The following is a 15,121-nucleotide window of genomic DNA, read 5'->3' on the forward strand; positions in this document are numbered from 1 at the left end:
GGAGGGGTGAGCAGCCAGAGTCCTTTCAGCCGTCGCAGCGCGGCGCCCTTGAGTCTGCCGCGCGGGGATGTGCTCGGGAGCTACGACACGTACCCGGAGGCGCAGAGCGTCGTGAACCGTCTCGCGAAGGCCGATTTCCCCGTCAAGGGGCTCGCTATCGTCGGTCACGACTTGAAGACGGTGGAGCGCATCGGCGGTCGCCTCAGCTATGGCCGCGCCGCGCTCTCGGGGGCGCTGAGTGGCATCTGGTTCGGACTGTTCTTCGGTCTCCTGCTGTTCCTGTTCTCGCCCGAGCCGGAGTTCTCGTTCGTGCTCGCCGCCATGTTCATCGGCGCGGGCTTCGGCATGCTCCTGGGCCTGGTGTCGTACGCGTTCGCGCGTCGTCGCCGCGACTTCGCGTCGCAGCAGCAGGTGCTCGCGGCCTCGTACCAGGTGATCATCGACCCGATGCAGACCGCTCGCGCGCGGACGGTTCTCGCGGGCGGGAATCCGGATGCGCCGGTGTCGCTCACCGAGTCGCCGCGCGGTAACGCGCAGACTCCCAGCGCCACCGATAAGTCGGCCGAGGGCCCCTCTAGCGCGGCCGAGGCGACTCCGACCGGCGGTTCTGCGGATGAGCCCGCCGACGCTCCGGCTGACGCCACCGCCGAGAAGCGCGACTAGGGCCTGCACGTGCGGCTCACCCCGCGAGGGCGCGTTGCTCACCGTTCATGGCGAGCGCTCGGCCCGTGGGGTCGCTCTGCTCGCCCGGCGAGGGTGCGTTGTTCACCCCGCGAGCGCGCGCTGCCACTGCCGACTCCTGCTGGGCATGGGTCTGGGTCTTTGGAGCGGGTCGACGGTCGCGGGAGGCAGGAGCTCGTAGTCGGGTGATCGCCCGACGCGCGTGATCTGCCAGCCGTGGTCGTGCAAGAGTAGGTGGTGGTGTCGGCAGAGGAGGATTCCGTCGTTGATGTCGGTGCGCCCTCGGTCGCGCTCCCACTCGTCGATGTGGTGCGCTTCGCACCAGCTCGGCGGGCGTTCACACCCGGGCCAGCGGCACCCGCCGTCCCGAGCGGCGAGCGCTATGCGCTGACGTGCGGTGAAGAGGCGCTGCGACCGGCCGACATCGAGCGGCTGACCTGTCGAGCCGATGAGGATGGGCGTCTGCACGCCGCCGCACAGCAGTCGCTGCACGGTCGGGAGGGCGACCGCGGTGCCGTTGGGGCCGCCCGTGGAGGGCTCGAACGACCCTGATCCTTCGCCCCGCGCGAGGTCGGCGGCGGTGACGAGCACGCTCACCTGCGGTGCACCGGTGCCGAGGATCATGCTCGAGTCGGCGTCCGCTCCCGCGGCGAGCAGGTGCAGCAGGGCGTCCGAAGCGTACTGCTCGGGCGTGCGTTCGTCCTCGGCGATGCGCACGGCTATCTCGGCGTCGGCATCGTCGCTCGCGTTGACCGTCTCGACGAAGTGCACGCCGCGCCGCTTCGGGGAGGTCGCGCGCTCGACGAGCTCCCGTACCTGCGCGGCGGGCTCCGGGTCGAGCATCCACGTTGCGCGCGTCATGCCGTCCGGCAAGGTCCACAGACGGAATGACCGCGCGTCACGCTGGATTCGCTCGCGATCAACGAGCGCTGCCGCATCGAGCTCCTCACGGGCGTGGCGAGCCATGCGCTGCACTCGGTCGACGTCGAGGTGTTCGGCTGAGGCCACCAGGCGCTCGACGGCCGCCTGAACGAGATCGACTCTCACCGACGGGTCGATGCCGTCGAAGGACGTGCTGATCGCGTCGAGCGCGCCGATGCTGAGCGCGCCCGCTCGCACGGCACGAACAGCAGCAGCAAGGTGGGGTGTTGCCATAGGAAGGTCGTCTGCGCCCGCGGCGCGGTCGCTCGCGGTGTCAGGCGCCACAAGGAGTCGGCCGGCGTTCACGGCCGCGACCGCGTCTCTGCGTGAGTCGCCGGTCGTGACCCGCACGAGCTCTTCAACCGTGCGGTGACCGGTGCGCTGCGCGAGCCCGTCGTGGGCGAGTTCGGGGCGCGAGCGGCGCGCGAGCTCGCCCGCGACGAGTGCGGTTCGGGCATCCAGCAATCGGTGCGCCTTCGCGCCAAGCTGGGTCACCGCGAGCAGATCCTCATCCCCGAGCGCACGGAGGTCAGAGGCCTCGAGCGGCGCGCGCTCGAGCACCGCCACGAGGGCGGTCAGGTGCTCGAAGGGCGCGGGTGCGGTCATGCATCCATGCTCGCATCGAACATCCGTTCGAACACGTCGAATGAGGAAATCTTGGGAAAACTCGTGCAGTGAACAAACTGTGGAGGACGGATAGGCGGGGGAGCGCGGGGATGGTGGGCGCTACGCGGAAGTCCCTACGCGCGGCCCGCCACCGTGCGCATCCACTCCTCGACCTCGTCGGCCGTGCGCGGAATGCCCGCCGAGAGGCTCTCGCACCCCTCTGCGGTGACCACGACGTTGTCCTCGATCCGCACACCGATGCCGCGCAGCTCCGCGGGCACGGTCAGGTCGTCGGGCTGAAAGTACAGGCCCGGCTCGATCGTGAACACCATGCCCTCCTCGAGCACGCCGTCGGCGTAAAGCTCGCGCCGCGCCTGACCGCAGTCGTGCACGTCGATGCCGAGATGGTGGGAGGTTCCGTGCACCATGTAGCGCCGGTGGTAGCCGCCGTCGGGCGCCAGCGACTCTTCGGCGTTCACGGGCAGCAGCCCCCACTCGGCGGTGACGCGTGCGATGACCCGCATTGCCTCGGCATGAACATCCTTGAACCGGATGCCCGGCCGCACGATCGCGAACGCCGCGTCCGCCGCCTCGCGCACGGCCTCGTAGACGCGCCGCTGCACCTCGGTGAACTGGCCGGAGACGGGCAGGGTGCGCGTGATGTCGGCCGTGTAGTAGCTGTCGAGTTCGACGCCCGCGTCGATGAGGATGAGGTCGCCCGGCACGACGGGCCCGTCGTTGCGCGTCCAGTGCAGGATGCACGCGTGGGGGCCGCTCGCGGCGATGGTGTCGTAGCCGACCGTGTTGCCCTCGGCGCGCGCGCGCCGTTTGAAGGTGCCCTCGACGAGGCGCTCGCCGCGGGGGTGCGCCACGATCTGGGGCAGATCGGCGATGATGTCGTCGAAGCCGATGCGCGTCGCGTCGACGGCGCGGCGCATCTCGGCGAGCTCGAACGAGTCATTGACGAGGCGCAGCTCGCTGAGGTCGCGCGCGAGCTCGTCATCGCGCGCCGTATCGACCTCGGCGGTGCCGGGCTCGGCGCCCGCGTGCAGGATGCGCGCAGCATCCAGTCGGTCGGTCAGCGACGGCTCCGCCTCGCGCACGATCAGGGTCTCGGGGCCGTCGAGGTCGAGCGCATCCCACACCGAGTCGAGCGCGCTCAGCGGCCGCGCGTCGAGCCCGAGGTCGGTCGCGACGTCGTCGACGGAGGGGCGTGGGCCCGTCCAGAACTCACCGATTGCCGGGTTGGCGTAGAACTCGTCGGAGTCGCGCCCGGCCGCCTCGCGGAAGTACAGCGCGGCGTCGTGCCCCTCTGCCCCGTCGGCGCGCGGCTCGAGCACGAGCACACTGCCCGGCACGGAGTCGCTGCCCCACCCGGTGAGGTGCGCGAAGGCGCTGTGGGCACGGTACGGGTAGTCGGTGTCGTTGGAGCGCTGGCGGGCGTCGCCGGCGGGAATCACGAGGCGCACGCCCGGGTACATCGCGCTGACCCGCTCACGTCGCGCTGCCGCGTAGGTGGCCTGCTCGCGCGGACCGCCGATGCCGGTCGCGCGCTCCGCCCACCCGGTTGAGATGTACTCCTGGAACGCGCTCGAGCGCGGCACCGTCGACCGGTTCTCGGTCGCGCGCGGCGGCGCTTCGGTGGTCTCGGTCTCGCTGGCGGCGCTGAGTTCGGTGTCGGCCATGCGCCCATTCTGGCACCGGATGCTCAGGGCCGGCCCCGAGCATCCGCCCACCCGCTCCGCTCGTGTCTGGAGGCCGCGCTTCAGAGAATGAGGCGCGCGACGATCGGGCGGTGGTCACTGCCCGTGCCGTCTTCGGTGGTGATGACGCGGAAGCCCGTGATGGTGATGTCGTCGGTGACCATGATGTGGTCGATGGGCGCGCCGAGGATCGCCGGCAACCGCGTGGGCCAGGTGCCGACGGCGCCGTTGCCGGTGACGAGGCCCGCGTCGAGGCAGTCGCCGAGGCCGAGGCGCAGCGCCCCGCCGGAGTCGCCGGGGAGGGTGCGGAAGTGGTCGGCGGTCGCGTTGAGGTCGCCCGCGAGGATGGTCTGCTCGCCTCGGCAGACGCCGTCGATCCACTCGAGGTCGGCGCGCCAGTTGGCGAGCTGGCTCGGCAGGGGGGCGACGGGGTGCACGCCGATGATCGTGGGCCCGTCGTGGCCGTCGGGGCGCAGCACCATGCTCGGCAGCACGGTCGTGTTGCCGACGGTCTCGTCGACGACGTACTCGCCGATAGCGGCGGAGACGAGCACGGTGGTCGAGCGTGCTTTAGCGATGTAGTCGAAGGCGAACGAGTACACCCACATGGGCCGGTCGGCGGCGCGCAGCCGCTCGGCGATCTCGACGCCGGTCTCCTGACTCGTCTCGGGCAGCACGATGATGTCGGCCTGCTCGTCGAGGGCGAGCTGCGCGATGCGGTCGGTGCCGGGGGCGTCGCCGAGGGTGTTCCAGCTGAGCACGGCGAGCTCGGCGGGCGCGCGGGTCGGAAACGACTCGTCGCCGAACCCGCGCGTCGACAGCACCGCGACGTTGACCGCAGCGAAAACGAGCGCGAGCAGCGCGAGCGAGGCGAGGAAGCGCCGAGCGCCCCGCCACAGCACCGCGATGAGCGCGAGCGTGAGGGCGCCGAGAATGGCGACGGCGGCGCTCAGCGCACGCAGCGAGACGAGTTGCGCGACGACGGGTGCGGCGGAGAGCCCGAACAGGCTCGGCCACGCGATGACGAGCAGCGCGGCGGCCACGCCGAGCAGCACGGCGGCGGAGACGACTCGGCGGATCATGGCGTCGCGAGCCTACCTGGCTCAGGCGAGAGGCCGTTCCGCGCATACGGCGCACCGGGAACGGTTTCGCGGCGTATCCATAGCAGGAGCCTCTAGCGTGGGCGTATGTCGTTAGCCACCTCACCTCGCCGCCGGGCACTTCTCGCGTGGACCCCTGCACTGGCCATCTCGGCTCTCGTCGCGGCGAGCGTCGTTGTCGTTCCGATGGCGGCGGGCGCCGTCACGCTGCCCGCGAAGACGCCCGCAGAAGTGCTCGCCATGGTCGCAGACAGCGACGACCTCGCGTACTCCGCGACAGTGGTCAAGCGCGCGAATCTCGGCTTGCCCGCTCTTGACCTCGGCGTTGGCACGGTGCCGAGCGGCGGCGGCGACGCAGCGGGCGACTCTGCTGACGACTCGGTCGAGCAGGGCGCACTGGACCTGGTGAGTGCAGCCCTCGAATTCGTCTCCGGCGAGCACACTGCGCGGGTCTCCGTCGACCCCGAGGTGGGTGTTCGCGTGCAGGTGCAAGACCGGATGGCCGAGCGCAACCTCATCGTCAATGAGACGGAAGCCTGGCTCTACGACTCACAGTCGAATGTCGCAACTCGCCTTCTCGCTCCCGATGCTGAGGCGATGGCGGCAGTGGTGCCGAAGGACGCGGCCTCCGGTGACCGGGAGCGGTTCGCGGATGCCCTGGCCGATGGTCCCTCGACTCCCGCCGAGTTCGCCCAGCTGATTCTCGAGAAGCTCGATGCCGACTCGACCGTGACGCTCGCCGACAATGTGAGCGTCGCTGGCCGTGGCGCGTACGAACTCGTGGTCACACCCGATGCGAGTGACACCCTGGTGGCGTCGATTTCTCTGGCGATCGATGCCGACAGCGGCTTGCCGTTGCGCGTCGTCGTCGAAGCAGTCGGCCAGGATGAGCCGGCGCTCTCGCTCGGGATCACGCAACTCGACCTCTCCACGCCGGACGCGGCGACCTTCAGCTTCACGCCCCCTCCCGGGGCCACCGTCGAGGAGTCGACGCCTGAACTGCCCGAGTTCGCCGACGGCGCCCACAAGCCGCAGGGCGATCGTGATGCCGGCGAGGAATCCCCGTTCGTGATCGTGCAGAGCGGTTGGGCCACGATCATCGAAACGCGCGCTCCTACCGCCGCGGAGAGTCCTGATGGTCTCGACCTCGCCCTGGTGGAGCAGTTCGGGACTCCGGTCGACGGAGGGTTCGCCGTGAGTACGGCGCTCGCCACCGTCTTCGTGACCGACGACGGTCGGGTGCTGGTCGGCACGGTGCCGCTCACCGCGCTCCAAACCGCCGCGGTGCGCTGAGTCGCGCGCGTGTCGACGGGTTCTCTCGCGTGACCGAGCTCGCTATTGCGACGCGCGACCTGACGCGCCGATTCGGCTCCCAAACGGCCGTGGATCGCGTCAGCCTCGCCGTTCCGCGTGGTTCCGTCTTCGGGTTTCTCGGGCCCAACGGCAGCGGCAAGACGACCACGATCCGTATGCTTCTCGGGCTGATCGAGCCCACGGCGGGTGAGTCGTCGGTGCTGGGTGAATCGATGCCCGATTCCTGGCGATCGGTGCTTCCGAGGGTCGGTGCTCTGGTGGAAGGGCCCGCGTTCTATCCCTTCCTCTCCGGAACCGCCAATCTTCGTCGTCTCGACGCGGCTGATCGTGACAGCGACCGCCGCACCCGGCTCGCGCGTGTCAGCGACGCACTCGCGCGCGTCGGCCTCTCGCACGCCGAGAACAAGCCCGTCAAGGCGTACTCGCTGGGCATGAAGCAACGGCTCGGGCTCGCGAACGCCATGCTGAGGCCGCGCGACCTTCTCGTGCTCGACGAGCCCACCAACGGTCTCGACCCGCAGGGGACGCGGGAAGTGCGCAGCCTCATCAGATCATTCGCGGCCGACGGCACCACCGTCTTCGTCTCAAGCCACCTGCTCGCCGAGGTGGAGCAGCTCTGCACTCATGCGGCGGTCATGAGTGCCGGTGCCATCGTCGCCCAAGGCACGCTCGACGAGCTTCGGGGGCCCGACGCTACGACCGTCGTTGTGCTGACCCCCGACCGTGCGCTTGCGCACGACGTGCTGCTTAAGGCAGGTCTGACGCCCGACCCGGCCACCCCGGTCGACGGGGTCCGCGCGCATCTTGACCGCTCTCGGGGTGGCGCCGATGACCTGGTGGCCGCCCTCGTCGCGGCCGGCGTGAGAGTGCGCGGCTTTTCACTCGAGGAGCCCTCGCTCGAAGACCGCTTCGTCGCCCTGACCGGAGAGGGCTTCGATGTCGTCGCGTGAGCAGAGCATCCCGCCCACGACCCGGCGGGTCTCGTTCGACCTGCTCGCCTCGGAGATAGCCGTGCTGTTTCGGCGGCGACGCACCATCGCGATGCTCGTTGCGATCGCGCTGATCCCGATCCTGCTGGCCGTCGCCGTCGCGCTGTCGTCGCAGCAGCTCGCGCCCGGCGAAGGCCCGCCGTTCCTCGACCGGGTATCGCAGAACGGCCTCTTCGTTGGTTTCACGGCGATGCTGGTGGGCATCCCGCTCTTTCTGCCACTCACGGTAGGGGTTGTGGCGGGCGACACGATCGCCGGCGAGGCCGGACAAGGCACCCTGCGATACCTGCTCACGGCCCCGGCGGGGCGAATGCGGTTGCTGCTCGTCAAGTTCGCGGGCGCCGTGGCGTGGGCGCTCGCCGCGACACTGACCCTCATGCTCACCGGCCTCATCATCGGCAGCGTTCTGTTCTCGATCGGCCCCGTCACCCTGCTGTCGGGAGATGTCATCAGCCTCGGGGAGTCGCTCGTGCGCATGGGGCTCGTGGCACTCTACGTGAGCGTCTCCCTGATCGGGCTCTCGGCGGTCGGACTGTTCATCTCGACGCTGACCGACGTTCCGGTCGGCGCCATGGCGGCCACCGTCGTCGTCTCGATCGTGAGCCAGATTCTCGGCACGATCCCTCAGCTCTCCTGGATGCACCCCTACTTGCTCACGCACTACTGGCTCGACTTCGCCGACATTCTGCGCAACCCCATCGAGTGGTCATCGTTCGGCAGCAATGCGATTCTCCAGCTCGCCTACGTGGGCATCTTCGGCGCTCTGGCCTATGGGAGGTTCGCCTCCAAGAGCATCGTTTCCTAGCCGGGGACGGGACGGCGCCATGCTCGGCCGCGCGCGCTTAGCATTGACCCCATGCCCCGCGGCCCGATCGACCTGCACACCCACAGCAGCGTCAGCGACGGCACCGAGACACCCACGCAGCTCATCCGCGCCGCAGTCAAGGCGGGCCTCGACACGATCGCGGTCACCGATCACGACTCGACGGCCGGGTGGGATGAGGCGCTCACGGCGGCGAACGGCGCGGGCATCCAGATCATTCGGGGCATGGAGCTCAGCACGCGCTACGAGTGGCGCAGCGTGCACGTGCTCGGCTACCTCTTCGACCCCAACGACGGCGAGCTGGTTGCCGAGACGGCCCACATCCGCGCCGATCGTCTCGGCCGGGCCGAGCGCATGGTCACCAACATCGCGCGCGACTACGACGTCAGTTGGGATGACGTGCTCGCGCAGAGCGGAGGCGACAGCATCGGCCGCCCCCACATCGCCGACGCGCTCGTGGCGCGCGGCATCGTGCGCACCCGCAGCGAGGCTTTCGCGTCGATCCTGCACTTCACGGGCGGCTACTACCTGCCGCACGAGGCGCCCACGGTGCTCGACGGCGTGCGCATGATCACCGAGGCCGGCGGCGCGGCGGTGCTCGCCCACCCGGCGACGCGCGGGCGCGAGGCCGTCGTCGACGACCGCGGGATGGCGGCGCTCGTCGAGGCGGGGCTCGTCGGGCTCGAGGTCGGCCACCGCGAGAACACGCCAGACGGCCGCGAGCGCCTGCTCGAGCTCGCCGCCCAGTTCGACCTCGTCGTCACCGGGTCGAGCGACTACCACGGCGAGGGCAAGCCGAACAGGCTCGCCGAGAACACGACCGAGCCCGAGGCGCTCGAGCGCCTCATCGCGCGCACGAGCGGCGTGCCGCCCGTGCGCGCGTAGGGCCGGCGCGCTCGGCAGACGCGACGCTAGTCACGCCGTTCGTGACAAGCCACGCGGAACGTTCGGCGTGAGTTGTCACAAACGGCGTGATGGGGTGGCCACGAGCGACGACGCGCGCGACTGGTGACGCGCACGCCCTGCGGCATGCCGCCCACCCGAGAGCGCCTAGCTCGTCGGCTCGGCCTCGGTGTGCAGGGGCGTCTGCGCCGCGATCTGGCCCGTTGTCGCGGGCGGCTCCTCCTGCGGCACGCGGCGCACGAGCAGCACGATGGGGATCGCGAGTGTCGCGATGATCGCACCGACCGTGAACGCGAGCTGGATGCCCGGGGCCGAGACCTCGCTCGCGACGCTGCCCGCCCCACCGGCGGCCGCCGCGACCGAGATGAAGAGGGCGATGCCCGCGGCGCCGGAGACCTGCTGAACGGTTCCGACGATCGCCGAGCCGTAGGAGTTGAGCTCGGGGCGGATCGCCGAGAGCCCGTTCGTCAGCAGCGGAGTGAACAGCAGTGCGAGCCCCATGCTGAGCCCGATGTGCGCGGCCGTGATGAGCCATAGGGGCGTCGTGGTGGAGAGGAACGTCATGCCCCACATGGCGACGCTCAGCAGGATCGCTCCGCTGAGGGCCAGCCCGCGCGGGCCGACGGCGTCGTACCGGCGCCCGATGAGCGGCGCGATGAGGCCTTGCAGCAGCGCGCCGGGCAGGATGAGCAAGCCGGAGACGAGCGGGCTCTGGCCGAGTACCTGCTGCACATACAGGGGAATGAGGATGATCGCGCCGAAGAGGGCCATCGACGCGATCGACACGGCCAGAATCGAGAGGGTGAACTGGCGAGCTTGGAAGGTGCGCAGATCGAGCAGAGCGCGCTCACCGCGACGTTGCAGCACGAGCTGACGCCATACGAACAGCGCGAGCCCGAGCAGGCCAATGCCGATGGCCGACACAGCTACTGTCGTTGCCTCACCGCCCTCTCCACCACTCTGCCCTGCCTCGCCGAGCAGGCTGAGCCCGTAGACGAAGCCGCCGAACCCGATCGCCGAGAGCGGCACCGACAGCAGGTCGAGGCGCCCCGGCTGCGGCTCGCCCACGTTGACGACGCGCAGCGCGCCGAGCGTGAGGGCGCCGAGCGCGATGGGCAGCATGACGATGAACAGCCAGCGCCAGCCGAGGGTGTCGAGGATGAGACCCGAGATCGACGGGCCGAGGGCGGGAGCGACGGCGATGACGATCGAGATGCGCCCCACGATGCGGCCGCGGATGCGCGGGGGCACGAGCGCGAACACGGTCGTGAAGAGCAGCGGCATCATGATCGCGGTGCCGCTCGCCTGCACGATGCGCGCCACGAGCAGCATCTCGAAGCCGGGGGAGAGCGCACCGAGGAGCGTGCCGAGGCTGAACAGGCTCATGGCGACGATGAACATGGGACGAGTCTGGAAGCGCTGCAGCAGGAAGCCGGTGATGGGGATGATGACGGCGAGGGTCAGCATGAACGCCGTCGTCAGCCACTGCGCCATCGCCGCCGTCACGCCGAGGTCGTCGATGAGCTCGGGAATGGCGACGCCGAACAGCGTCTCGTTCAAGATCACGACGAAGGCGGAGACGAGCAGGAGAGAGATGACGAGACTGTGCCGGGCATCCATCGTCGTTCGGGACGATGCGGACGCTGCGGTCGGCGAGGTCGGCGAGGTGGTCACCGCGTCGTCAACTCAGGAGGACGCGGCGGTATTCCCGCCCGCGCCCTGCCCGCCGGAACCCCCGCTGCGACGCCGCCGCCGCCGACGCGGCGCGCCGCCCTCGCCCGATGAGGATGCCGCGCTCGAGCCCTGCGACGCCCCACCGTCGCGGCCACCGCCGGAGCGCTGCCCGCCTCCGGACCCGCCCGACCCGCCGGACCCGCTGCGTCGGCTGCGCTCACGAGGCGGGTGGGAGGCCTCGCGCTCGACGCGCGGGATGGGGGTCGCCTTGAGGCGGCCCTTCGAGCCCTCGGGGATGTCGAGGTCGGTGTAGAGGTGCGGTGACGACGAGTACGTCTCGACGGGCTCGGGCTGGCCCATGTCGAGCGCGCGGTTGATGAGCGCCCACTTGTGCATGTCGGCCCAGTCGACGAAGGTCACGGCGATGCCGGTCTTGCCGGCGCGCCCGGTGCGGCCGACGCGGTGCAGGTAGGCGTCGTGGTCGTCGGGCACCGTGTGGTTGATGACGTGCGTGACGTCGTTGACGTCGATACCGCGTGCGGCGACATCCGTGGCGATGAGGATGTCCTTCTTGCCGGCCTTGAAGGCCGCCATGGAGCGCTCGCGCGCCTCCTGGGTCATGTCGCCGTGCACGGCGCCGGCGCTGAAGCCGCGGTCGTTGAGCTCTTCCACGATCTTCGCCGCGGCGCGCTTGGTGCGTGTGAAGACGACGGTCTTGCCGCGACCCTCGGCTTGCAGGATGCGGCCGATGACCTCGTCCTTGTCGAGCGCGTGGGCCCGGTAGACGATGTGCTTGATGTTCGACTGCCACAGGCCCTCGTCGGGGTCGGTCGCGCGAATGTGGATGGGCCGCGTCATGAAGCGGCGCGCGAGGGCGACGATGGGGCCCGGCATGGTCGCCGAGAAGAGCATCGTGTGGCGCGTCGGCTTGGTCTGCGCGAAGAGCTTCTCGATGTCGCCGAGGAAGCCCAGGTCGAGCATCTTGTCGGCCTCGTCGAGCACCATCACCTCGACGTTCGCGAGCGAGAGCAGCCGCTGGCTCGCGAGGTCGAGCAGTCTCCCGGGCGTGCCGACGACGATCTGCGCACCAGCCTTCAGCTGCTCGATCTGGCCCTCGTACGCCTTGCCGCCGTAGATGGAGACGATCTTGACGTCGCGGTTGGCGGAGGCGAGCTCGAGGTCTTGCGTCACCTGCACGCACAGCTCACGCGTGGGTACGACGACGAGCGCCTTGACGCCCGGCTCGGGGTTCAGGCCGAGGTGCTGGATGAGGGGAAGCCCGAAACCGAAGGTCTTGCCGGTGCCGGTCTTGGCCTGGCCGATGATGTCCTGCCCGCTGAGCGCGAGGGGAATCGTCTGCGTCTGGATGGGGAAGGGCTCGATGATGCCCTTGCTGGCAAGGGCATCGACCATGTCGGTCTCGATGCCCAGGTCGGAGAAAGTCACGTGGGTGTATCGCCTGTCTATATAGATGAGTGGCATTAGTTTAGCCGCCGCAGGGCGGGACGGTCGCGGGCATCACCTAGGCTGGGCGGGTGGCATCGTGGTTTCGACGTTCTCGCCCGCGCGCAGAGGCACCTTCCCTCACCCCGCGCGATGCCGCCGTGGCTGCCCTCCGAGTCGATCTGGCCGAGCTGACGCCGCCCGTCGACCATTTCCTCGGTCAATGCTCCGCGCTGCATATGACGTTCTTCGAGGCGCTCAGTCATGCGACGGCAAACGCGCCGCGCATCGCCGACAAGGATGCCCTCGCGCGGGTGTGCGACATCTCGCTGCGCCGCTACCTGGCGCTCGTCGCCGAGCTCGAGCGCCACAAGCTCGACCGCACCGACGTCATGGAGCCCCACCTGCTGGGCGTGGAGGAGTTCGAGCGTCGCACCCAGGGCGCCGACTGGCACGAGCAGGTGGCGAGCGCACACGTCACGATCGGCTTCCTCACCGATTTCTGGATGCGCCTCGCGGGCGGCCTGCCGAGCCCCACGCGCGAGGCAGTGCGGGCGGCGCTCAGCGACGGAGACCTGCAGACGCCGCTTCATCGCATCGTCGAGGGTCAGATCGCTGCGAACCCGCGGCTGTCGTCACGGCTCGCGCTGTGGTGCCGCCGCCTGGTGGGCGACACGATGCTCCAGGCCCGATCCGCACTCGTCTTCCACGGTGACCACGCCCGCGAGGAAGCTCAGATCGAGCCGGTTTTCACCGAGCTGATCGCCGCGCACACGCGCCGCATGGACAGATTGGGGCTCACGGCCTGATGGCGTACAACGACGGACCCCGGCCGCAGATGCCCGAGACGGAGCTGGGGCGCCGCGCGGGCATCCTCGCGATCGTCGCGATCGCGGCGGGCGCGATCATCCCGTTCTTCGCCCCGGTTCTCGTGGCGCCGCTCGGCACGGTCGGTGCGATCATCTTCGTGGCGCTGAACACCGCGGCGACGATCGCGCTCGTCATCGCGGCCATCATGGGATGGATCGCGATCGCTCGCCGCCACGACCGCTCGATCGTGTTGCTCGTCGTGACGATCATCGCCACGGTGCTCGGCGTGCTGTCGCTGCCCGCGCTCTTCTAGGCCGCTCGTCGTCGGAGCGCGATGATGCCCGCTCCGCACAGCACGAGGATCGCCGCGAGGGCGGTAAGCGGCCACGCGTTCTCCACGCCGGTGTCGGCGAGCTCGGGCTCAGCGGGATCGGAGGGCTCGTCGACGGCATTCCAGTTCAGCACCGCGCTCGGCTCGGCGATGCCGGCCGCGTCGCGGTCGCTCAACGTGTCGAATCGACCGCGGGCATCCCATGCCGTCTCGACGGCTGCGAGGGCGGACGGCACGAAGAGGGCAGCGGGCTCGAGGTTCGCGCGCGCGTCAGCGGCGTCCACCGGGTTCACCTCGTCGAACTCGAAGAACTGCCAGACGTAGAAGTGCACGACTTCGACGGTGTCGCCCGGCTCAATGTCGGGCAGCGCGTACAGCGTGATCTGAAGATCTCCACCGTCACCGGCCGATGAGGCCATCTGCGGTGTGACGGTCGAGTCTGCCGTTCCGGCCGCCGTGAGAATCACGGGCGCCTCTATGCTGGTGGCGTCGAGGGCGGCATAGGTGATCCAGAGCAGATCGCCGTCGACGACCGCATCATCCTCGGCGGCGGGGTGGCCAGCGGTCGTCGACGCACCGAGACGGGTATCGGTGTCCTGATAGTAGTTGTCGCGAAACCCGATCGTGGCGCCGCTCACGGTGTCGCCGGTCGCGTTGGTGACGCTCATGCGCGCGCGCACAGTCGCACCGTCGTCGAAGAACCGCCACTCCAAGGCGGCCTCGAGCGTGCCGTCGCCGGTCTCGAGGGGAGAGAGCTCGCACGAAGCGATCTGGTCGCCGGTGGAGTCTGCCGCTGGTGAGAGGTCGCCGTCAGCGGCGCACTCGGCCAGATCGACGTCGGTCGGACCGGTCGAGTCGGCTGCGAGCGAGACCGGCCGCACACCTTGATCGAAGGTGAAGCTGTTGCCCTCCCACCCGGGCCGCTGCGCCTCCTTGATCTCCGGCTGCTGACCGGCTCCTAGACCCTCGACCCGCCAGGTCGTGCCACCGGCGGAGATGCCGCCGTCAACGAACGGAGCAGCGACGGCGGGAGTCGCGACGAGGAGCGAGCCCGCAACAGCGAGGGCGAGGCCGCTGGCGGCCAGGGGAGCACGCATGATGCCTCCGGGGGAGTGAGCCGAAAGACGCGCAGCACGCGTCCTCACTCAGCCTACGGCCCGCGGGCCCGCTCGGCGAGGTTTCGTCGCTTCCAATCCGGCGCCGGATCGTTCGCGAGCTACGCGGCGGAGGGCTTCATGAGCCGCTCGAGCAGCTCGGCATCGGCCGTCTCACGGCGCTTCGGCAGCACGAGCGCGACCGCGAGCGAGGCGAGGGGGCCGAGCACGAGGGCGATGACCCAGATCCAGCCGCCGTCGAAGGTCAGGCCGAGCCACACGCATACCGCCCACACGGCGGCGGTCGCGGCGGCGCCGACGGCGGGCACGAGCAGGAGACCGTGGGTCTGGCGCCCCGGGACGAGATAGCGCACACCGAGGGCGATCGATGCGCCGATGACGGTGACGAACAGCAGCTCCATGGTGCGCCTCTAGCCGACGAAGCCGACGCGGCGGGCGGAGTCGGAGCCGATCTCGACGTAACCGATCGCGCTCGTGGGCACAAGGTAGTGCTTGCCTTTGTCATCGGTCAGCTCGAGAAGGGGTGCGCCCTTCTCGATCGCCGCGGTCACGGCCTTCTGAATGTCGGCGGCGGTCTGCGACGACTCGAACGAGAGCTCGCGGGGGCTGTTGAGAATTCCGATGCGAATGTCCACGTCCGTCAGCGTACCTTTTCGCTCTGGGGGCCGCGGCCGCGTTCTCTGTGGGCGCAGTGCGGGCCGGGCGCTC

At 69.9% G+C, this 15,121-nt stretch carries 15 protein-coding genes; 7 read left to right on the forward strand and 8 right to left on the reverse strand.

Annotation, left to right across the window (positions count from 1 at the left end; genetic code table 11):
• The first annotated feature begins 6 nt into the window (after window positions 1–6).
• Window positions 7–663, forward strand: coding sequence for a YflT domain-containing protein (locus RJQ01_RS05265; protein ID WP_350475678.1), 657 nt, complete (start codon window positions 7–9; stop codon window positions 661–663).
• A gap of 102 nt (window positions 664–765) precedes the next feature.
• On the opposite strand, the gene RJQ01_RS05270 is transcribed toward RJQ01_RS05265, so the two are convergent.
• From RJQ01_RS05270 to RJQ01_RS05280, 3 genes are all read right to left on the reverse strand, one after another.
• The gene (locus tag RJQ01_RS05270) at window positions 766–2,208 is read right to left on the reverse strand and encodes an HNH endonuclease signature motif containing protein (RefSeq protein WP_350475679.1); all 1,443 of its coding nucleotides are present in this window, start codon (window positions 2,206–2,208) and stop codon (window positions 766–768) included.
• Window positions 2,209–2,342: 134 nt separating this feature from the next.
• Window positions 2,343–3,893, reverse strand: a complete 1,551-nt coding sequence (locus RJQ01_RS05275) for an aminopeptidase P family protein (protein ID WP_350475680.1) — start codon at window positions 3,891–3,893, stop codon at window positions 2,343–2,345.
• Between the two features lie 80 nt (window positions 3,894–3,973).
• Window positions 3,974–4,993, reverse strand: a complete 1,020-nt coding sequence (locus tag RJQ01_RS05280; RefSeq protein WP_350475681.1) for an endonuclease/exonuclease/phosphatase family protein — start codon at window positions 4,991–4,993, stop codon at window positions 3,974–3,976.
• A gap of 105 nt (window positions 4,994–5,098) precedes the next feature.
• On the opposite strand from RJQ01_RS05280, the gene RJQ01_RS05285 reads away from it, so the two are divergent.
• The 4 genes from RJQ01_RS05285 to RJQ01_RS05300 are packed head-to-tail and all read left to right on the forward strand — an operon-like array spanning window position 5,099 to window position 9,022.
• Window positions 5,099–6,304 (forward strand): LolA family protein, encoded by a 1,206-nt coding sequence (locus RJQ01_RS05285; protein WP_350475682.1) that lies wholly within the window; start codon window positions 5,099–5,101, stop codon window positions 6,302–6,304.
• Window positions 6,305–6,333: 29 nt separating this feature from the next.
• Window positions 6,334–7,275 carry an ABC transporter ATP-binding protein gene (locus RJQ01_RS05290; RefSeq protein WP_350475683.1) on the forward strand — a complete coding sequence of 314 codons (942 nt, stop codon included), beginning with the start codon at window positions 6,334–6,336 and terminating at the stop codon, window positions 7,273–7,275.
• The gene (locus RJQ01_RS05295; protein ID WP_350475684.1) at window positions 7,262–8,119 is read left to right on the forward strand and encodes an ABC transporter permease; all 858 of its coding nucleotides are present in this window, start codon (window positions 7,262–7,264) and stop codon (window positions 8,117–8,119) included. The genes RJQ01_RS05290 and RJQ01_RS05295 overlap by 14 nt, the downstream gene beginning before the upstream one ends.
• Before the next feature lie 51 nt (window positions 8,120–8,170).
• Window positions 8,171–9,022 carry a PHP domain-containing protein gene (locus RJQ01_RS05300; protein ID WP_350475685.1) on the forward strand — a complete coding sequence of 284 codons (852 nt, stop codon included), beginning with the start codon at window positions 8,171–8,173 and terminating at the stop codon, window positions 9,020–9,022.
• A 165-nt stretch (window positions 9,023–9,187) separates the two neighbouring features.
• On the opposite strand, the gene RJQ01_RS05305 is transcribed toward RJQ01_RS05300, so the two are convergent.
• Window positions 9,188–10,714 (reverse strand): MDR family MFS transporter, encoded by a 1,527-nt coding sequence (locus RJQ01_RS05305; RefSeq protein ID WP_350475686.1) that lies wholly within the window; start codon window positions 10,712–10,714, stop codon window positions 9,188–9,190.
• 12 nt (window positions 10,715–10,726) lie between these two features.
• Window positions 10,727–12,160, reverse strand: a complete 1,434-nt coding sequence (locus RJQ01_RS05310; RefSeq protein ID WP_350475687.1) for a DEAD/DEAH box helicase — start codon at window positions 12,158–12,160, stop codon at window positions 10,727–10,729.
• A 158-nt stretch (window positions 12,161–12,318) separates the two neighbouring features.
• On the opposite strand from RJQ01_RS05310, the gene RJQ01_RS05315 reads away from it, so the two are divergent.
• Window positions 12,319–12,966: a ferritin-like fold-containing protein gene (locus RJQ01_RS05315; RefSeq protein ID WP_350475688.1), complete on the forward strand. Its 648-nt coding sequence runs from the start codon at window positions 12,319–12,321 to the stop codon at window positions 12,964–12,966.
• Window positions 12,966–13,280, forward strand: a complete 315-nt coding sequence (locus tag RJQ01_RS05320) for a hypothetical protein (RefSeq protein WP_350475689.1) — start codon at window positions 12,966–12,968, stop codon at window positions 13,278–13,280. The genes RJQ01_RS05315 and RJQ01_RS05320 overlap by 1 nt, the downstream gene beginning before the upstream one ends.
• Here RJQ01_RS05320 and RJQ01_RS05325 read toward each other — a convergent pair.
• The 3 genes from RJQ01_RS05325 to RJQ01_RS05335 form a co-directional block, all read right to left on the reverse strand.
• Window positions 13,277–14,395: an LAVTG motif-containing sortase-dependent surface protein gene (locus tag RJQ01_RS05325; protein WP_350475690.1), complete on the reverse strand. Its 1,119-nt coding sequence runs from the start codon at window positions 14,393–14,395 to the stop codon at window positions 13,277–13,279. The genes RJQ01_RS05320 and RJQ01_RS05325 overlap by 4 nt on opposite strands.
• Before the next feature lie 119 nt (window positions 14,396–14,514).
• Complete coding sequence (locus RJQ01_RS05330; RefSeq protein ID WP_350475692.1) at window positions 14,515–14,814, reverse strand: hypothetical protein; 300 nt, start codon at window positions 14,812–14,814, stop codon at window positions 14,515–14,517.
• A 9-nt stretch (window positions 14,815–14,823) separates the two neighbouring features.
• A complete protein-coding gene (locus RJQ01_RS05335) occupies window positions 14,824–15,048 on the reverse strand; it encodes a DUF3107 domain-containing protein (RefSeq protein WP_350475693.1) in 225 nt (74 codons plus the stop codon).
• Between the last annotated feature and the right edge of the window lie 73 nt (window positions 15,049–15,121).

Source organism: Microcella sp. (assembly GCF_040286215.1).
Lineage (GTDB): Bacteria > Actinomycetota > Actinomycetes > Actinomycetales > Microbacteriaceae > Microcella.